Origin of the sequence: Spongiimicrobium sp. 3-5 (assembly GCF_046557915.1) — a bacterium.
Taxonomy (GTDB): domain Bacteria; phylum Bacteroidota; class Bacteroidia; order Flavobacteriales; family Flavobacteriaceae; genus JBHEBG01.
Genome location: NZ_JBHEBG010000003.1, coordinates 71,400 through 91,247, shown reverse-complemented (window position 1 = coordinate 91,247; position 19,848 = coordinate 71,400). Strand labels below are relative to the sequence as shown.

The 19,848-nt window shown below is 40.2% G+C and carries 17 protein-coding genes; 7 read left to right on the top strand and 10 right to left on the bottom strand.

The window, feature by feature from the left end:
• The first annotated feature begins 30 nt into the window (after nucleotides 1-30).
• Nucleotides 31-771 carry a 23S rRNA (guanosine(2251)-2'-O)-methyltransferase RlmB gene (gene rlmB, locus ACEQ81_RS11915; protein ID WP_411031126.1) on the top strand — a complete coding sequence of 247 codons (741 nt, stop codon included), beginning with the start codon at nucleotides 31-33 and terminating at the stop codon, nucleotides 769-771.
• On the opposite strand, the gene ACEQ81_RS11910 is transcribed toward rlmB, so the two are convergent.
• The gene (locus tag ACEQ81_RS11910; RefSeq protein WP_411031125.1) at nucleotides 768-1,511 is read right to left on the bottom strand and encodes a rhomboid family intramembrane serine protease; all 744 of its coding nucleotides are present in this window, start codon (nucleotides 1,509-1,511) and stop codon (nucleotides 768-770) included. The two genes, rlmB and ACEQ81_RS11910, sit on opposite strands and share 4 nt — an antisense overlap.
• Before the next feature lie 91 nt (nucleotides 1,512-1,602).
• Between ACEQ81_RS11910 and ACEQ81_RS11905 the strand changes: the two genes are divergently transcribed.
• Nucleotides 1,603-2,880, top strand: coding sequence for a replication-associated recombination protein A (locus ACEQ81_RS11905; protein WP_411031124.1), 1,278 nt, complete (start codon nucleotides 1,603-1,605; stop codon nucleotides 2,878-2,880).
• On the opposite strand, the gene ACEQ81_RS11900 is transcribed toward ACEQ81_RS11905, so the two are convergent.
• From ACEQ81_RS11900 to radC, 6 genes are all read right to left on the bottom strand, one after another.
• A complete protein-coding gene (locus ACEQ81_RS11900) occupies nucleotides 2,877-3,785 on the bottom strand; it encodes a hypothetical protein (RefSeq protein WP_411031123.1) in 909 nt (302 codons plus the stop codon). The two genes, ACEQ81_RS11905 and ACEQ81_RS11900, sit on opposite strands and share 4 nt — an antisense overlap.
• 19 nt (nucleotides 3,786-3,804) lie before the next feature.
• Nucleotides 3,805-5,268: a DUF5723 family protein gene (locus ACEQ81_RS11895; RefSeq protein WP_411031122.1), complete on the bottom strand. Its 1,464-nt coding sequence runs from the start codon at nucleotides 5,266-5,268 to the stop codon at nucleotides 3,805-3,807.
• Nucleotides 5,265-5,819, bottom strand: a complete 555-nt coding sequence (locus ACEQ81_RS11890; RefSeq protein WP_411031121.1) for a hypothetical protein — start codon at nucleotides 5,817-5,819, stop codon at nucleotides 5,265-5,267. Before ACEQ81_RS11890 ends, ACEQ81_RS11895 begins: the two co-directional genes overlap by 4 nt.
• Nucleotides 5,820-5,895: 76 nt before the next feature.
• A complete protein-coding gene (locus ACEQ81_RS11885; RefSeq protein ID WP_411031120.1) occupies nucleotides 5,896-6,585 on the bottom strand; it encodes a YjjG family noncanonical pyrimidine nucleotidase in 690 nt (229 codons plus the stop codon).
• Nucleotides 6,578-7,825, bottom strand: a complete 1,248-nt coding sequence (locus tag ACEQ81_RS11880) for a polysaccharide deacetylase family protein (RefSeq protein WP_411031119.1) — start codon at nucleotides 7,823-7,825, stop codon at nucleotides 6,578-6,580. The genes ACEQ81_RS11885 and ACEQ81_RS11880 overlap by 8 nt, the downstream gene beginning before the upstream one ends.
• 82 nt (nucleotides 7,826-7,907) lie before the next feature.
• Nucleotides 7,908-8,606 carry a RadC family protein gene (gene radC, locus ACEQ81_RS11875; protein ID WP_411031118.1) on the bottom strand — a complete coding sequence of 233 codons (699 nt, stop codon included), beginning with the start codon at nucleotides 8,604-8,606 and terminating at the stop codon, nucleotides 7,908-7,910.
• A 60-nt stretch (nucleotides 8,607-8,666) separates the two neighbouring features.
• Between radC and ACEQ81_RS11870 the strand changes: the two genes are divergently transcribed.
• Nucleotides 8,667-9,116 (top strand): DUF1569 domain-containing protein, encoded by a 450-nt coding sequence (locus tag ACEQ81_RS11870; protein WP_411031117.1) that lies wholly within the window; start codon nucleotides 8,667-8,669, stop codon nucleotides 9,114-9,116.
• Between the two features lie 15 nt (nucleotides 9,117-9,131).
• Nucleotides 9,132-9,773: an FMN-binding negative transcriptional regulator gene (locus tag ACEQ81_RS11865; protein WP_411031116.1), complete on the top strand. Its 642-nt coding sequence runs from the start codon at nucleotides 9,132-9,134 to the stop codon at nucleotides 9,771-9,773.
• Here the strand turns inward: ACEQ81_RS11865 and ACEQ81_RS11860 are convergent.
• On the bottom strand, nucleotides 9,758-9,907 hold the full coding sequence (locus ACEQ81_RS11860; RefSeq protein WP_411031115.1) for a hypothetical protein: 150 nt from the start codon (nucleotides 9,905-9,907) through the stop codon (nucleotides 9,758-9,760). The genes ACEQ81_RS11865 and ACEQ81_RS11860 overlap by 16 nt on opposite strands.
• A 135-nt stretch (nucleotides 9,908-10,042) precedes the next feature.
• Nucleotides 10,043-11,401: a UDP-N-acetylmuramate--L-alanine ligase gene (locus ACEQ81_RS11855; RefSeq protein ID WP_411031114.1), complete on the bottom strand. Its 1,359-nt coding sequence runs from the start codon at nucleotides 11,399-11,401 to the stop codon at nucleotides 10,043-10,045.
• A gap of 104 nt (nucleotides 11,402-11,505) precedes the next feature.
• Here ACEQ81_RS11855 and ACEQ81_RS11850 point away from each other — a divergent pair, with 104 nt between their 5' ends.
• Together ACEQ81_RS11850 and ACEQ81_RS11845 are read left to right on the top strand one after the other, a co-directional pair.
• Nucleotides 11,506-11,823 carry a cupin domain-containing protein gene (locus tag ACEQ81_RS11850; protein WP_411031113.1) on the top strand — a complete coding sequence of 106 codons (318 nt, stop codon included), beginning with the start codon at nucleotides 11,506-11,508 and terminating at the stop codon, nucleotides 11,821-11,823.
• A gap of 28 nt (nucleotides 11,824-11,851) precedes the next feature.
• Nucleotides 11,852-12,637, top strand: coding sequence for an SDR family oxidoreductase (locus ACEQ81_RS11845; RefSeq protein ID WP_411031112.1), 786 nt, complete (start codon nucleotides 11,852-11,854; stop codon nucleotides 12,635-12,637).
• Between the two features lies 1 nt (nucleotide 12,638).
• On the opposite strand, the gene ACEQ81_RS11840 is transcribed toward ACEQ81_RS11845, so the two are convergent.
• Nucleotides 12,639-13,517, bottom strand: coding sequence for a tetratricopeptide repeat protein (locus ACEQ81_RS11840; protein ID WP_411031111.1), 879 nt, complete (start codon nucleotides 13,515-13,517; stop codon nucleotides 12,639-12,641).
• A gap of 182 nt (nucleotides 13,518-13,699) precedes the next feature.
• Here ACEQ81_RS11840 and ACEQ81_RS11835 point away from each other — a divergent pair, with 182 nt between their 5' ends.
• Complete coding sequence (locus tag ACEQ81_RS11835; protein WP_411031110.1) at nucleotides 13,700-19,777, top strand: alpha-2-macroglobulin family protein; 6,078 nt, start codon at nucleotides 13,700-13,702, stop codon at nucleotides 19,775-19,777.
• Nucleotides 19,778-19,848: the final 71 nt, after the last annotated feature.

Below are 19,848 nucleotides of genomic sequence, written 5' to 3'. Positions count from 1 at the left end.
AATCCTTTTTGTTTTGTATACCTTTACCCCATGAAAAATACCAGCCAAATTTATGGTATCAGAGCGGTAATCGAGGCCATCAACGCCAATGAACCTATAGACAAGGTCTTTATTCAAAAAGGGTTACAAGGAAGTCTGTCCAAGGAGCTAGAGGCATTGATTCGTAAATTGGGGATCAGCTCTTCTTACGTACCGGTTGAAAAGCTCAACAGACTTACCAAAAATAACCACCAAGGGGTAATTGCGAACATCTCCCCTATTACCTTTCCTGATTTTGAAGAGTTGATTGAGGAAATAGTTGCGAAAAAAAAGAAACCTTTGTTTCTATTATTAGATCAATTGTCCGATGTAAGGAACTTTGGAGCCATAATAAGAACCGCTGAATGTACTGGTGTAGATGCTATAATTATTCAAAAAAAAGGTGCCGCTCCGGTAACTGCAGATACTATAAAAACCTCTGCAGGAGCAGCTTTTAAAGTTCCAATTGCAAAAGTAGATCATCTTAAGGACGCTGTTTTTTATTTACAAGCTTCCGGAATAAATGTAGTTGCGGCTACCGAAAAGACTACAGACATGGTTTATGATGTTTCCTTTAAACAAGGTTCCGCGATTGTTATGGGCGCCGAGGATAAAGGTATTTCCCCGTCCATCCTAAAGGCTTCCGATAAATTGGCCAAGCTACCTCTCTTGGGTGAAATAGACTCTTTAAACGTATCCGTGGCATGTGGTGTTTTCCTTTATGAAGCAGTACGACAAAGACAGGAAGATTAGTCGCTTTGGTTGTCCTTATTCTTCTTATAATGGTACCGGATAGTTAAGCCAGGATCATCTGGTGGTGGCTCTTGCTCCTGACTTTCAATGAAATTACCCTGCTCATCAAAATGTTTTAAGAATTCGTCCTCTTCCTCTTTATAATCTTCCCGCTCCCATGCATACTTTTTTGTGGACGGCATCTGTACTTTCAAAAATATTGCCAATAGCAAACCTGTTATAAAACCAGATAGGTGTCCTTCCCACGAAATATTGCCAAGTACCGGGAAAATATACCATAGTAATCCCCCATATATAAAAACAACAAAAAATGATAGTGCCGTTAACCTATAGTGTTTCGTAAAAATGCCCTTAAAGAAAATAAAACTAGCCAAAACATAGATGAGGCCACTTGCACCTATATGGTAAGAAGGTCTGCCAATACACCAAGTAAGTAACCCCGAGAGCAATACACCCCATAATAATACCTTAACTGCAATTTTTCTATAGAAATAAAATAAGGAAGCCATAAGAACGGCTATGGGAATAGTATTGTTATACAAGTGTTCCACGGATCCATGAATGAATGGACTAAGTAATACGCCTCTTAGCCCTTCAAGGGTGCGTGGGTATACGCCATATTCGTTTAAATTGATGTGAAAGCGTATTTCTGCCCAAAAAACAACCCATATTAACAACACGGTTAGAAAAGGCATTAGAACAACCTTATCGGAAAACCTGAAATAACTACTTTCTGACATACCTTGAATTTACATTTTTTACTTCAATATATTGGCCAGAAATCCAAAACCTGATAAATTGTCATCTGGATAATTATCTTACTTTTATGGTATGAACGAACCGCTTGCAGAGAGAGTGCGCCCTAAAACCTTGGAAGACTATGTTAGTCAGCATCATTTGGTAGGTGAACAGGGATCTTTAACATATCAAATCAAAAAGGGTATTATTCCCTCTTTGATATTATGGGGGCCTCCTGGGACCGGCAAAACCACTTTGGCCAATATTATTGCCAACGAAAGTGGTAGGCCTTTCTACACATTGAGCGCCATTAGCAGTGGTGTTAAGGATGTTAGGGAAATCATTGAAAAGGCCAAGCAGAGCGGCGGGTTATTCACTTCCAAGAACCCTATTCTCTTTATTGACGAAATTCATCGTTTTAGCAAGTCGCAACAAGATTCCCTGTTGGGCGCAGTGGAAAAAGGGTGGGTAACCCTCGTTGGAGCCACTACGGAAAATCCAAGCTTTGAGGTAATCCCGGCGCTATTGTCTAGATGCCAAGTATACATTCTAAACCCTTTTGGAAAAAAGGATCTGGAAGATCTTTTAGAACGGGCCATGAAACAAGATGCTTTGTTAAAAACCAAGAAAATAAATTTAAAGGAGACGGAAGCACTGCTACGTCTTTCTGGCGGTGACGGTAGAAAATTATTGAACATTTTTGAGTTGATAGTATCGGCCGAAAAAAGTGACAAAATCACAATTACAGATGAACTGGTATTAGGTAAGGTACAAAAGAATACCGTTTTATATGATAAAACCGGAGAGCAGCACTACGATATCATCTCGGCCTTTATAAAGTCTATACGGGGCAGTGACCCTAATGCAGCCGTATACTGGTTGGCCAGAATGATAGAAGGAGGGGAAGATGTAAAATTTATCGCCAGACGTATGCTCATTTCTGCATCTGAGGACATAGGACTCGCAAACCCCACGGCTTTAGTTGTGGCCAACAATACCTTTCAGGCAGTTACTACCATTGGCTATCCCGAAGCCCGAATTATATTGAGCCAGTGTGCAATTTATTTGGCAACCTCGGCTAAAAGTAATGCCAGTTATATCGCCATTAAAAGAGCGCAACAAGCCGTACGGGAAACCGGTGACCTGGCTGTCCCATTACCATTGCGCAATGCGCCCACAAAATTGATGAAAGATCTAGGTTATGGTGACGATTACAAATATGCCCACGATTTTCAGAACAATTTTATCGCTACCGAATTTCTGCCAGATGACTTATCGGGAAATTCTTTTTACTCTCCCGGAAACAATCAAAGGGAAAATGCCCTCAAGGATTTTTTAAAAAATAGGTGGAAGGATAAATATGAGCTCTAAAACTTAATGTTAAGCTCTTCTATCGTTAGATTGTCATTTACATAATATTCAAACAACCACTTGCCATCTTTTTTATAGACCACCCCCTTTTTATCTTCAGTTTCGGCAAGGTAATAATCAGGCAGGGAGCTTTTAAAAATCTTAAACCTAATTTTTGGTGTGCTATCCACCAGCTGATAACCATTGGGTAGTTCTTGGGCGTAGAGAATATCCGAAGCAGCTTTAACGCTAACAGGTTCCGATGTTACAGCCACTTTTGGCGCTTGTGTTTCGGCTACAGCCTCAACGACTTCTTTTTTGATTGAGGAGGGCATGGGCTCTACACTTTTAAACCTTTGTTCTTCCGGGGTAGCTTCTTGTTTTACCATTGTACTGGTTTTTGTTGTCTTAACTGCCAGCTCCGGTTTCGTTTCTTTTGGTAACGTTTTTACATCGTTTTTATAACTTACCGTTATTGGAACATTGCTTTTGGGTTGCTTGGGAACATAACTATAATTTAAAGTTTCAAAAGAACTGAAAGCATTCCTTATGGCTTGCGAATAAGATGGCCTATATTCTTTTAATTTACTCCTTCCCTCCTGGCTGGTAAACACCACCACGGCATTACAATCTTTGAGCGCCAAGACCACTTTTGTTGTGAACATGGAAGAATCATCCACCAGTTCTGCCACCAAGCCCAAACATCTATCATGGACCAAATCCTCTGGTAGTGCATCCTCATATACTGTATTGAATCCTTTTTTGGTAAACAAAAACTTAACAAGTGAATTGGTATGGTACTTATTCTCTTCTTTAAAACCATCGAAAGTTTTAGGTACAATGATATATTTGTAATTGCTTAATTGCACTTGTGACAATCCACAATATCCTAATAGTAAAAAAAGACCTAACACTAAATTCTTCATCTCAAATTTGTTCTTTAATTTATTTGCTGCCCCAAGATATAATATTTAATCCAAACTGTAAAGAGGCATAATGGCTATCGGCGATATTCCTATATGCCAGCAGATTGTCGGCCATTAAATAAAAATTTACCGGGCCTGCCTGTACGTTTACCCCCAATCCTATATTGGTAAACGAAAACTTATCAGCGGTGTATGCTGCTTTTACGGCCAATCCGTTCCCAAATCGGCGTTGATAAAAAGCAGTTAGTGCAGCCTGTGGTCCTCTTGGCCTATTTATAACGTATACTTGGCCTCCTACACTATTGGTATACTTTGCCCTATTTACGCTTTTAGACCCCTTACCGTTATACGTACAGTCGCAATCCAAAACACCTCCTCCATTTAAGGGTTTACCAAAATCGTGCCGAATTGATCCGTACAACTTTGTTGGCCTAAAAGATATATAGCTCTTATCTGTTGTCTCAAAAGGTACAAGTCCTTCTACTTCATCTACCAAATCTTGCCAGAAATCCCTATTGGGGTCTACCAAGGCTTCTGGGAAAATAACTTCTACCCCTTCTACGGTGGCCTCTCCCTTTAGCGTTACTGTCTCTATATCTTTTGTATGATAAATAAAGCCTACGTCCAAAAGGCTTCCCGTAATAATGGTTTGCTCATTAAGGTTATAGCTAAATCCAACATCGAAGCCCAGTCCAAGGTTTCCGCCCAGTAAAGCTCTTTTTCTTAAAAGGGAGGCAATGGCCGATCCGCTATCCACAGTATCGTCATCCAATATTTCTTCTATTTCCTTAAGCCCGGATGTCCGCAACATCATATCCGCTACCAAAGTGTTGGACAGTAGGTTGTTTTGTCCTTCATTGGTAACAAAATGGCCTTTGTTACGAGTAGAATTGAAATTGAATATACTAGAATATATCTTGCCCCTAGCTCCCAGCGTAAGGTTATTTCTCACCTGCCTATTAACACCAAAGTGAAACACACTCAACAATTCTCCCCTTGTTTTAAGATGACCAAGGTTAAACCTTCTACCAAGATTATCGGCGTTGCCCTCATATCCTAAAATTGCCAAGTCTTGCGGCCAATAGGTTATCAAATCTTCTTCCAAATAAATACCAAAGGAATAAAAGTCACCATGGCCATTACCACTTCTAAAACCGCCATTCAGAATTTCTAACTGAACGGTAGCCCCAAATTCATCCCTTTTGCTGAGACCAAAAACTGCTCGTTCCCTAATTTTAAGGTTTATATCTATTCCATCGTCCGCAAAAATATCATTTACTGTAATACCACTTGTACCCGCCTGCACTGCTATTCCGGATAGCAAAGGAACACCCGCATACCACTGATAGGACATTTGCATCCCAGGGTTTACCATAAGCCCTTGTGGTATTTCATTGAAATCATATAAAAGTTGTTTGTTTTGCCCATATACAGACAAACATCCGGCCAGAACGATCAAAAAACCAGAGATGGATGACTTCATCGTATGAGTTCGATGGTAAACCTCCCACTAGATCTTACAATTATTTTGTTGGGAGATGTGTTAGAAACGCTTGTATTATCTGCAAGATTGGTAGCACTGATTCTAATGCTCGAAGTGTTTTTAATTATATCGATACTTCTTCCACCCGGTCCATAAGCGATTTGGCGCTCCAAATTGGCAGTAGGCGTGGGGTCTATGTCGAACAGTTCGGTATCCAAAACGGCTCCACTCTCATCCAAAAACTCGAGAACTACGCTCAAGGTCTTACTGGTGGTGTTCTCAATCTCATACGTAATAATTCCTTCCAGAACCCTTTCCGAAAAAAATTGCTCACTAAAAGCATCGAAGTTAAACTCTTGCGAATAGAAATTGGTTCCTGCAGGTACCGCATTGATCAGTTGTTCTGGCGCCTCCACATAAAGTATACTTGCCTCCACAGAAGGAGTTGCGGTAAAATTATCCAATTGATCAAAATTCTGTTCATCGGCACAAGAATTGAACATCCCCGAAACAACCAGTATAAAGATCAGAAGTCTACAATAATTAATCATATGTTACCGTGTTCTCAACGCCATGTATCCCATTAAACAATAAAGAAATAAACAGTGTTTCCGTACTATGATAACTCTATAAAAAACTTTTTATTTCACTAAGATCATGGATAATTTTGCAATGATCGTGCTTTGGATCGTTGTGTGCATTAAAATGAATGGAATGGAAACCAACGGCCATGGCCCCAAGAATATCTGCCTCTATATTGTCCCCGATCATCATAGATCTTTGTGCTTCTACAGCAGCTCTTTTTAGGGCAAGTTTAAAAATGATAGGATTGGGTTTCTTTACACCTGCCATTTCAGAATCGATTATTTGATCGAAATAACCATGAATTTTGGCATTTTTCATCTTTTTTTCCTGAATTTCCTGAAAACCATTCGTAATTATGTGCAAATTGTAATTGGGTTTTAGATAATCCAAGGTCTCCAATGCATTGGGCAGTAAATGGTTAAATGTGGACAGATTGGCAATGTATTGCTCTGCCAGTAAATCGATCATGGCATCGGACACGGTATATTTAAGAGCTACAAATGTTTTTTTTAAACGTTGATACCTTAAATCTTGCTTGCTAATCTTTTCCTCTCTATACAATTTCCAAAACCTTAGGTTTAGCGGCACATAAATATCTAAAAAGTCCTCTATATCTACCTCAACATTATTCTGAAGCAATATTTTTTGGAAGGTAAGGGAAGAATTTTTATCAAAATCCCATAAGGTATGGTCCAAGTCAAAGAAAACGTCTGTAACAAGGTGACTATACATGGTAATTTTTTATAACGTTGCTGTAAAGATTAAGCCAGTTAACAGCATGTTCCTCACCCAGAAGTTCGTTGGAGAAAATGGTAACAAAATTGCCCTGTACTTCCTTTACCTGGCTATACAAGCGCTCCACATTGGCCAAAATTGTTTGTTGATCCTTATATTTTACCAAAGCATAGTCATGTACGGCAAAAGGATGTATTTTGATTGGTTGTTGTATTTCCAAAGAAATATCGTAAAAATAAAAAGGGGTACAAGTACCCGCCCTAAATCCAATTTCATGGGTATATCCCATGGTATAGTCATCGGTGAATTCGGCATCTACCAGATTTCTGTAAGTTTCCGGCACGTCTACCCTATTGTATCGTAAACGGGAATAACGCACAGGCCTGTTGATTACATTGGCCAGGCGTTTTTTCTCATCCGCCAGTACATCTATATTATTGGCTGAACTGTAGGAGGCAGCAAGGGAAACGATACTATAATCCGATATGGATTTGATTAAATATTTAAATCTGTTATTGTTGGGCGATATATTTTTATCATAGGTAGAGTATTCGGCAAATTGAAAAAAGAACATACTGCGAATAGTATAGTTCTTGTGTATATCGATCAACTCCAAATAGTTGTCATAGGGGTCCTTTCTAAGATTTAGCCAAACTAGAAAGCGGGCGGCCACACGTCTTAACCTAAAGTTGCCCAAATCTAACAGAAACCCTGCAAAACTCCGAGCAAACCCCCTACATGCAAAACAATGTGAGGACGTTACGTCAATAATGGAATTATATTTGTATTTTCTTTCTTTTACATCAATATCGGGAAATCGTTCTTTGAGTTTTTTCAATAATTTAAAGGCCCAGATATCTACAACCGGCATCTGTAGAAATCCGTTTTTAAAAGAAACGCTTTCCGATGGGGGAAACCTTCCATGTATGTCCTTTACGTGGGGCAAATACTCCTCGTACCTACTCAATAAATAAAAACTGGCCGAAAACAGGTCATAGGGAACCGTACTGCGATCCCCTGTCTCAAAAAAGCATGGCACCCCTTCCCAATCCATAATCCGTACTTCAAAGTCATTGATTCCTTGTTCAAACAACAAATCGTTGCTTCTTATAAAAAACTCGTTTTGTAGGGGTTGTTTGGTATAGGTGATCTTAGGACCGGTATGTTTAATGAAATCTTCAATTTTAGTCGTAAAAACGGCTTCTACCCCTAAAATACCGGTAAATATGTGCTTCATTATGTATGTGAAGCGTGGTGTAATTTTATGGGTATAGATCAGTAACATAAATTTCTTAAAGTCCTAATTCTCAATAAAAAGATCAAAGCATATTTTCATCGGCAAAACTAAAATAGCCTTTTTCAGTGATTATTACATGATCTAAAACTTGTATGTCCAATGCTTGGGACGCAGTTTTCAACTTCGCCGTAATTTGCTTGTCGGCAGTACTTGGCCTCAGCGTACCCGAAGGATGATTGTGAGCTAGTACCAGAGAGACCGCGCCGAGTTCCAAGGCACGCTTAAGCACCAACCTAACGTCTACCAAAGTACCTGTTATACCTCCTTTGCTCTGTTGTGTGGCATGAACGACCTTGTTGGAATTATTTAGATAGATGATCCAAAACTCCTCGTGCGGCAATTCCCCTAAAATGGGATGTAGGAGTTCAAATACATCTTTACTGCCATTGATCTTAGTTATTTTGCCCCCAACCTCACCTCTTCTCCTTCTTCCTATCTCCAAAGCCGCAGCTATAGAGACCGCCTTAGCCTCGCCAATACCCTTAAATTGCATTAATTGCGCAATGGACAGTTTACCAAGTTCTGTTAGGTTATTGTTTACGGAAGCCAGTATCTTTTTGGAGAGCTCTACTGCACTATCGGTCTTGTTTCCCGAACCAATAAGGATGGCGATCAATTCTGCGTCCGATAATGAGGCCTGACCTTTCTGTACCAATTTTTCTCTTGGCCTGTCATCATCCGACCAGTGTTTTATTGAAAACGAAGAAAGCTTTTCTTGCATGCGCTAAAGATAACGAACTAAATAATTTTGTTGTAAATTTCAACCGTAAATTAAACGAATATGAAGTCGATTTTTGAAAAGACGTGCTACCAAGAGGTTTTGGAACGAATTGATATGTTAACGGAAAACTCCCAGGCAAATTGGGGTAAGATGGGCGTTGCCCAGATGTGTTGTCATTGCAAGTACCCTTTAGAGCTGGCTCTGGGAAAGAAATCCTTAAAAAAACCAAATCCAATCATGAAGCTGCTTATGAAGGGGTTTAAGGCCAGTATGTACAATGACAAAATTTGGAAACCAAACCTACCTACGCCTGCCCAGTTTAAAGTGGAGACCGAAAAAGATTTCAATGAAGAGATAACCCAATTAAGGATGCTCATAAATAGTTTCCACGACCTAAGGGAACGAAAATCGTGGGACCCCCACCCCGCTTTCGGGAATTTCACTCACGAGCAGTGGGGCCAAATGCAATACAAACATTTAGATCATCATTTAAGACAATTTGGAGTTTAGTAAAATTCTTTTTCAATGAAGATTAAATATCCACCCCAACACCATCAGGAACGGAATTTTGAGAACGTTCTTGAAGTGGTGAAAAACTTTCCCTTTGGGACCTTGGTTACCGTTAAGGACGGGGAACCGCTTATTACCCACATTCCTATTGTATATGAAGAAGATGGTAGTAAATACGGAAAACTTGTGGCCCATATAGATCGTTTTAACCCCCAAGTAGGGACCCTAACACCCGATGCCTTGGTAACAGCTGTCTTTTACGGGCCAGATTGTTATATCTCACCTTCGATTTATACCACAAAACAACTCCCAACATGGAACTACATTTTTGCCCACATCAAAGGCAAGATTAAACTACTCACAGATAAAGAAGCGGTTAAAAGTACCATGGTCCGCATGACTTCTTTTTTGGAGGGCGAAAACCCTAAGCATGTGCTTCAACAAGACGATCCAAGGATGGAAAGTCTAATCGATTATATAATTGGTTTTGAAATTGAAATTACCGGGTGGGAAGGGAAATTTAAATTCTCTCAGGATAAACTTAAAAAAGATAGGGAGCTCGCCAAGCAAGAACTAATTCGGAGCCAGATGAAAGATGTAAGCGCCTTTATTGAAGCCATTTTTGAGCATCATGAAAATGCTCAGAAATCCGTATAGGTTGTATTGGAGTCTAAATCCCCTTCTTCGGGCGACACCTCTTGCTGTTCTATATGTTCCCGGGTATCATTGACCATCCTGGTTTCTTCCAAAATAATATTGGAAACCCCCAACATAAAGGCAATTAATACCATAGAGGTTTTGCGCCGACAGATTTCCATCAAGGATTTAAAATAATTTGGTTGTCTTGGGCTTCGCATGCCTTTATGGATTCAAAATTCGTTCCAATCAACTTATTCCTGACAGACTTACAGGTAGACCTTTAAGCATCAGTTTTCCAAAAGTCCTTTTATGGTATTAAAATCCAACCCGCCATAGTTTCCAGAACTCATCAAAAGAAGTACCGAGTTTTCAAAAGATTGTTCAAAAAGAAAGGTTTTAAAAGCTTTTACATTGGTAAAGATCATAAGGTCTTTCCTTCCAAAGGCCTCTGCAATCTGTGTTTCGGTAACTTCTTCTAAACGCTTAATTTTTACAGCTTCCGGAGAATAAAAGACAATGGGTAGATCGGCGCGGTCTAATGAATTTTTGTATTCCTTCAAGAATTCGGCATTAAGACTGCTATAAGTGTGCAATTCTAGGCAAGCCACAAGTTTTCGCTGTGGGTATTGCTCCTTTACGGCCCTTGTGGTGGCCGCCACCTTGCTAGGAGAATGCGCAAAGTCCTTATAAGCCACACTAACGGTATTTTCCGCTATCTTCTCTAAGCGCTTGGACGCTCCTGAGAAAGTGGCAATTGCCTCATAGAAATCGTCTTCATCAACACCCATATTTTGACATATCCATTTTGCCCCGGCCAAATTGTTCAGATTATGTCTTCCAAAAACTTCAAGGGGCATTGGGCCCTCTTGAGTCTCCAACAAGGTGGTTCCATCATCCACAGAATACACAGGAGTTTGGTAAGGTAACTTTCGAATAGTATTGGCAGAAGCTTCCACAACACGTTTTACTTCCAAGTCCTCTTCGTTATAGCTAATGCTTCCGCCTTTTACTATACTGTCTACAAAAATTTGAAACTGTTCCACATAATTTTCATAGGTAGGAAAAACGTTTATATGATCCCATGCAATGCCGCTCAACAAGGCAATATTGGGTTTGTAAAGATGAAATTTAGGGCGTCTATCAATAGGAGACGACAGGTATTCGTCCCCTTCCAGAACAATAAAATCATTCTCCTCGGTTAAATGAACCATACGGTCAAAACCCTCTAGTTGTGCACCGACCATATAATCCACTTTTCGATCATGGTAGTTGAGAACATGTAGAATCATAGAAGTTATTGTGGTCTTCCCGTGACTACCCCCAATAACTACCCTGGTCTTATTTTTAGACTGTTCGTACAAAAACTCCGGATAGGAATAAATCTTAAGTCCCAATGCTTGCGCTTGTTTCAGTTCTGGGTTATCTGGTTTGGCATGCATGCCCAAAATAACGGCATCGAGGTCTTTGTGGATTTTCTCCGGATACCAACCAAATACTTCCGGAAGTAGTCCTTTTTCCAACAACCTACTTTTGGACGGTTCAAAAATAACATCATCGCTGCCAGAAACGATATAGCCCTTATGGTGAAGGGCCAATGCCAAATTATGCATGGCACTACCTCCTATCGCAATAAAATGGATTTGCATAAAATACGGTAATTATTGGGTAAAGATAGCGATTGCCACTTCTACTACAAACATCTTCATTTAACGCATTAATATTTTTATCTTCGTGTTTAAATCAAAGGTAAATGAACATCGACCTATCTAACATTCCGGCAAGGGAAATTATGCCTGGTTATTTCGGTAAATTCTTTCACACCCAGCATATGACCCTAGCTTATTGGGATGTTAAAGAGGGGTCCGTGGTTCCAGAACATTCGCATATGAACGAACAAGTGATGCAAGTATTGGAGGGAAGTTTTGAATTTACGGTGGATGGGATTACCAATACCTATGAAGCCGGGGACATAGCCGTGATACCAGCTAACGTTCCTCATGGCGGTAAAGCACTAACGGCATGCAGATTGATGGATGTCTTTAGCCCTGCGAGAGAGGATTACATGTAAGCTTTGCGTTTTTAAAAATTTAATTGATATGAATATCTCCCTAAAAGGAAAAAAGGCTTTGATAGGTGCTAGTAGTGGAGGCATAGGCAGGGCAATTGCCATACAATTGGCAAAAAGCGGGGCCAGTGTAACGTTGATGGCCAGAAACGAGGAGAAATTAAAAAACGTTATAAAGGACTTACCCTTTTCCGAGGAACAGGCACATAATTACATTTTAGTAGACTTCAACGACTTTGAGAAGTACAAAAAGAGTGTAACGCAATACTTTGAAAATAACAAAGTTGATATTCTTGTCAATAATACGCAGGGGCCACCTTCGGGAGGTGTTTTGGAAAAGAAAGTGACCCACTATCAAGAAGCTTTTGATCTGTTGTTTAAAACCGTTGTGTTCACTACGGAATTGGCCCTTAAAGGAATGCAAGACCAGCATTGGGGGCGTATTATTAATGTGGCCTCCGTTTCTGTAAAAGAACCTTTGTCTTACTTAACCTTATCTAACAGCATACGGGCGGCGGTTGTTACTTGGGGAAAGACCTTGGCCGGGGAAGTGGGTCAGCACCGCATTACGGTAAACAATATCCTAACAGGCTACTTTGATACGGAACGCGTGGCTCAATTAAATGCTTCCAAGGCCAAGCAGTTTGGAATACCAGTTTCCGAGGTTCGGGAGGAGATGGCATCTAGGGTACCATTAAAGAGAATTGGCAATCCGGAAGAGTACGGTTATTTGGTGGCGTTTCTGGCTTCCGAACAAGCTTCATTTATCACGGGCACAAACATTCCCATTGATGGCGGGTTATTAAAATCGTTATAAATTATAGGGCATTGATTTTCTCTTGCTCTTTTAATGCAGGTGCAAAATTGGGTCTCTTTTCCAATGCTTTTGTAATCCATAGCACCGCCAATTTTTTATCACCTTTGTTCCGGTACAGTTTGGCCAACCTATAATAGGCCCAATCTAATGGCACACCATCTTTAACAGTAAAATCGGCAATATACTGCTTCATATGTGCTATACCGTCATCCAGTTTTAAGTTGTAATCCCCACATACCTTTCCAATTTGATAATTTAATTGATTACGCTCCACTTTTTCCAAATTATCGATATAGCCCAAGGCCTTTAAATAGTATTGTTTGGCCTTTTGGGGTCGCTCATCGTATTCGAACACATAACCCAATGCCAAATAGCCGTCCAAGGGCGATATTGCCTTAAGTTCTTCGGCATATTTTTGAGCCTTACTAATACTACCTCCAACAATTCCGGGTAGCGATACATACAAATCTACAAGTGCCCATCTGGCGCCTACGTGCTCGGCATCCAAAGCGGCGGCAGATAGAAATCCTTCTTTTAATCTTCCTAATAAAGTAAATGCGGTAAACTTACTACTACTCTGGGCTTTCTTGGCCAATACACCTCCATACCTAAAATGATACTCCGCATTTTCGGGGTATTGTTTGGCCAATTCTCGGTAGATGTCTATGGCTTCTTCCCATTTTTCTTGGCAACTATATACTTCGCCCAGCTTATCGCGCAGAATATCACTGGTACCAGGATAACCATGGGATAGTAATAACCGCTCTGCCTTGTGGTATTTTTTATCGGAAATATAGGTGTCTACCAATGCAATGACATCTTCTTGGGCCAGTCCAAAAAAGGGAATTAAGCAAAAACACCATACAAATAGGAGTTTCATTATAAACAAAGACTTTGGTGCTTAGTCGAAACGAAAAACTTATCCTTATTAGTATGCTATCTTTGGTATTCTTTTTGCATCTGTATCAATAGGCAAGTTCCCTCAATCAAAAGACATGTTCCCTAATTTAATATTGCAAAGCTTTGGATTAGGATACATATTTGTTCAGTAAATTTATCGATATGAAACATTTTACTACCCTTATTGTAGTTTTATTATATGCACAAATGGGCATTTCACAGCATAGTGATGAGGCATACAGGGCCCTTTGGAAAAAAGTTGAGCAATTGGAGCAGCAGGGTTTAACGCAGTCTGCCTTAAAAGCAGTGGCCTCCATTTCCAAAAAAGCTAATAAAGAGGATAATTCTGCACAGACCATAAAGGCGCTGTTGTATACCTCCAAATATGCCATGATATTGGAGGAAGACGCCCAACTGAAAATCATTAAGCAGTTTAAAACTCAGATTTCGCAAAGTGATTTCCCTGTTAAAAATGTTCTTGAAAGCTATTTGGGCAACCTTTATTGGCAGTATTTTCAGCAAAATAGATATGTTTTCTATAACCGAAGTAAAACAGCCAATAAAATTGATTCCTTAGACTTTCGAACTTGGGATCTTACTACACTTTTTCGCGAAATTGAGATCCATTTAGACAATTCATTAGGCAATTCAAAAAGGTTGCAACAAATTGGATTGGAAAAGTGGTCTGCTATTCTAAACAAGCAAAAGGAGTCCGAAGTTTTTAGGCCTACAATGTTCGATATCCTTGCGCATACTGCATTAAACTTTTATAAAACACAAGAAAATAGCATTACCCGCCCTGCGTACAAATTTGAAATTTCCCAACCCGATCTGCTCTGCGAGGCACATACTTTCAAAGATATAACGCTCGACACCAAAGATAAACACGCACTACAATTTAAGGCCTTAGGGATATATCAGCAGTTGATACGTTTCCATACCCAGAACAAAAACCCACAGGCTTTGGTAGATGTAGATATTGATCGGCTTAAATTCGTTTATGAAAATGCTACTTTCGAAGACAAGCAACGTCATTTTTTGGAGGCCCTTCAGAATTCTGTTGAACAGTATCCAAACCACAAGGTATCGTCCTTGTACTCCTATGAAATAGCATCTCTTTACAACACACAAGGCACCAGCTATATTCCAAAGAAAAAAACCAAACATCAATGGAAGCGTAAAGAAGCCTTGGAACTTTGTGATTCGGTTATTTCAAAATACCCTAAAAGTACGGGTGCATTAAAATGTCAACGTCTAAAATCGGAAATTCTAAATACATATCTTGAATTGACCACTGAAAGGAATCTTCCTATTGACAAAAGTTCTAAGCTATTAGTAAACTATAGAAACCATGAAGGTTTACAGCTGTACACCTACCGTGTAACCCAAGCTCAGCTTAAAAGACTTAACACCACCTATGAAAAAAAGAAAAAACTGAACATCATCCAAAACTTGCCCCTTGTAAAACATTGGAATGCAGATTTAAAAAACGAAGGGGACCATCAGCAACACAGTACAGAAGTTTTGTTGCCAGCGCTACCGGGAGGATCATACCTAATTCTGGCAAAACCAAGTTCCGAAGATACAACGGCATTTGCATTTTCTCCGATACAAGTCACCGATCTGGCCTTTTTGGAGATAAGTACCAATACACATCAGTATTTTCAAGTTATAGATCGCAACAATGGGAATCCTGTGGTAGGTGCCAATGTAAGGCTTACTTATAAAAAAGACTATAACGGACCTACACTATCAAAACAACTAAAGACCGATGCCATGGGTAAAATTGGTATTGCTTTGGCAGAACATCGGTTAACATCACTGAACGCCACCATAACATATGGAAAGGACAAGGCCCACTTTGGAGGTTTCAGTATAAACAGAAAGTACAAACGTGGCAATGAGGAGCGGGTAACCCAAAGGGGTTTTCTTTTTACGGATAGAAGCATCTACCGTCCCGGACAGATTGTTTATTTTAAGGGAATAGTAATGGAAACCTTTAAGGATAAATCCAAAGTACTGTCCGATGAAAACGTATTTGCCAGTCTGCACGATGTAAACGGACAAAAGATTTCCGAGCTCGATTTTGAGACTAACGACTACGGCTCGTTCAATGGAGAATTTGTGCTACCTGCTTCTGGGTTAACGGGTGAATTTTATATTCAGGTTTATGCCATTTCCGGATTGGTAAGGGAGAACCATTACTTTTCCGTAGAAGAGTACAAACGACCCAAATTTGAAACGTCATTTGAACCCATAACCCAATCCTACCGTGTAAACGACACCATTTTGGTAAAAGGTAAGGCAACGGCCTATGCGGGTAGCAATATTACCGATGGAAAAGTGGTATACCGGGTAAAAAGAACAGTTTATTTCCCAAGATGGTACTATTGGAGCAGACCTTACTACAACACTGCTCCGCAAGAAATAGCCCATGGGGAGACACGTACCGACGCCTCTGGCAACTACCAAATTGAGTTTGTGGCCATCCCCGACCTGGGTAGCTTAAAAAAGAACCTGCCCGTATTTACCTATGAAGTGACGGCTGATGTAACGGACGTCAATGGAGAAACACAAAGTACTTTATCTACAATAAGGGTAGGTTATCATTCGCTTGAAGCTAGATTATCGGTAGCACCTATGTTGGACAAATATAAATCCGATCATGATATCGATATCGTTACCCAAAATCTTAATGGGCAGTTTGTAGCCAACACTGGAACGCTAAAAATATATAAACTAATAGCTCCAAAACAGGTACTTAGACCCCGACTTTGGGAAGCACCCGACTACCAATCCTTCACCAAGGAAAAATATAAAGAGTTGTACCCCTATGAGGCCTATTCCGATGAGCATAATTATATCCATTGGAAAAAAGGGCCTGTTTTATGGGAAACTGCGTTCAACACAGGAAAATCTAAGAAAGCAACTCTGGAGAACCTAAAAAAATGGGCTTCTGGAAAATATGTGATCGAACTAGAAAGTAAAGATAAATTTGGTCAGCTAGTGACGGATATCGTGTATACGACCTTATATAGTGATAGAGATAAAAAATTAGCAGACAATCAGTTGTTCGAAATAAAGACTGATAAACCTTCTTATTCTTCAGGGGATAAGGTATCGGTATCCCTAGCATCTGCCGCCCCCAATCTTAGCGTAACGGTACAAGTAGAAAAAGACCGGAAAATAGTAAATACCTATGTGGTCCAATTGAAGAATGACATTAAGAAGTTAACAATTCCTGTCCAAGAAACGGATTTAGGGGGTTTTGCCATCAGCTACAGTTTTTCGGCCTATAATGCCTTCCAATCGGGTGCTATCACTATTTCTGTTCCTTATCCAAAAACCGATTTGGAAATAGAAACCCTAACCTTTCGTGATAAATTGAAGCCCGGAACGGATGAAACTTGGACCTTTAAGGTAAAGGGTCCAAAAGGGGAACGGGTGTCCGCAGAATTGCTCGCAAGCATGTACGACGCGTCCTTGGATGCATTTAAGGGTCATAATTGGAACTTTAACCCTATTTCTCTACCCAACTATTATGGCCGAAGTAATATAAGAGGGTATCAAAGTTTTGGTATAGATCAGTTTTGGAACTATAATGATAATAATCGCACATACCCTTATACCCTGCAAAATTACGATAGCTTCAATTGGTTTGGCTTTTATTTTGGCTTAGGCAATAACATACGTATAGGGTATGCAAACAGTGTAAACAAACGTTCCGCCGAGCCTGCTGCCGCTATGATGGAGATGGATGCGGAGGAGGAATCATTGGATGAAATTGTAGTGGTTAGCGATAAACTGGAGGGGAAGGTGGCCGGTGTCTCCATAGGATCCAATGAGTCGGACAGAGATCAATCCCAAGAACTTCCCGAAAATGTAGAAGATGCTACTGTTCAACCTAGAAAAAACTTACAAGAAACCGCTTTCTTCTTTCCAAAATTGCAAACGGATAAAGAAGGTAATGTTTCCTTTAGTTTTACAACCCCTGAAGCCCTTACCAAATGGAAATTGCAACTCCTTGCCCATACCAAAGACTTAAAAAGCAGCACTACAAGTTTAACTACTTTAACCCAAAAGGAGTTAATGGTAATGCCAAACGTTCCCCGCTTTTTGAGGGAAGGCGACAAGGTAATCATAAGCAGTAAGATTTCTAACCTAACGGAAAAAACTCTTTCCGGTAATGCTCACTTGGAATTGACAGATTTAATTACAGGAGAGAATGTAACCGCCAAACTGGTAAAAGACGCTAAAAATGGAACGGCCGAACATTCTTTTTCGGTAGATTCATTAGGTAACACCCAAGTATCATGGGCCTTAAGCATCCCTGAAAACCTCGGGGCGGTACAATATACCGTAATTGCAAAGGCCGAAGGTTTTAGCGATGGGGAACAAGCGGCCCTACCCGTACTTACCAATAGAATGCTGGTAACGGAAACCCTACCCATGTGGGTAGGCAGTGATAATACCAAGACGTTTGTTCTGCAGAAGCTAAAGAACAATGCTTCAACTACCTTAAAACATCATAGGCTAACATTAGAAATGACCTCAAACCCGGCATGGTATGCTGTGCAGGCCCTGCCCTATTTAATGGAGTATCCTTATGATTGTAATGAGCAAACATTTTCTAGGTACTATGCCAATACTTTGGCCGCCCACATTGCAAATAGCAGCCCCAGAATTAAAGAAGTCTTTGACCAATGGGCAAGTGGCGACGCCCTGTTAAGCAATTTAGAGCAGAATCAGGAACTAAAATCGCTTCTAATACAAGAAACCCCTTGGCTAAGGGATGCCCAGTCAGAAACGGAACAAAAGAAAAGAATTGCACTCCTTTTTGATCTCAACAAAATGAAAGACCAACGGGCAGACGCACTGCGCAAGCTGCAGACCAATCAAATGTCGTCCGGAGCGTGGGCGTGGTTTAAAGGAGGCCGAGAAAATAGGTTTATTACCCAGCATATTGTAACCGGTATGGGGCATCTAAAAAAACTTAATGTAACGTCTTCCAAAAACGGCATGCAACAGATGCTAACGCAAGCCTTGAACTATTTGGATGCTGAATTTGTAAAGGAATATGAAGAGACCAAAAGGTACGCCAAAGACCTATCAAAAGATCACTTAAGCCATACTCAAATACATTATTTATATATGCGTAGCTTCTTTCCGGAGATCACTTCCTCTAAAAAAGTGAAAGAAATAACGGACTACTACTTAAGGCAAACGAAAAAGTACTGGTTGTCCAAGAGTCTCTATGCCCAAGGCATGTTGGCATTGATCTCATATAGGATGGACCAGCCCGCAACTGCAGAGAATATTATGAGATCACTAAAAGAGAACAGTATTGTTAATGAGGAATTGGGCATGTATTGGAAGGCGAACATAGGCTCCTGGCATTGGTATCAAGCTCCAATAGAAACTCAAGCATTGCTTATAGAGGCCTTCTCTGAAATAAACAAGGATACCGCTACTGTGGACAACCTTAAAGTATGGTTACTAAAACATAAGCAGACAAACCAATGGAAGACCACTAAAGCCACGGCCAATGCAGTTTACGCATTATTGCTTCAGGGAAGTAAATGGCTGTCTGTCACAGAAAGTGTGGACGTATTGCTTGGTGGCACCAAAATTGAGCCAAAAAAATTGGAGAATGTTAAGGTAGAAGCAGGCACAGGGTATTTTAAAACTGCATGGACGGGTGCTGAAATTACCTCTAAAATGGCAGAAGTACAAATCTCGAAAAAAGGGAAAGGAATAGCCTGGGGAGGCCTCTACTGGCAATATTTTGAAGATTTGGACAAAATTACGGGAGCAAAAACACCCTTAGAATTGAGTAAAAAACTGTTCCTTAAAAAGAATACCGATTTTGGAGAAGAGATTTCCGAGATTGGCCCTACCACGGATTTAAAGATCGGAGATCTAGTAAGGGTACGGGTAGTACTAACGGCGGATAGGCCAATGGAGTTTATACATTTAAAAGATATGCGTGCTTCCGGTCTGGAACCAATTAATGTACTTTCGGGTTACAAATGGCAAGATGGTCTTGGGTATTACGAGAGCACCAAGGATGCCAGCACCAATTTCTTTTTTGATTATCTCTCCAAAGGTGTGCACGTTTTTGAATACGACCTAAGGGTGAACAATGCGGGCGATTTCAGCAATGGAATTACTACCGCACAGAGTATGTATGCTCCTGAGTTCAGCAGCCATAGCGAAGGAATTAGGTTGACAATAAAGTAGAAATAATTGCGAAATTTGCAATTACGCTTTATTATTTTTCATAAATTGACACTGAACTAATTTAAAAACAG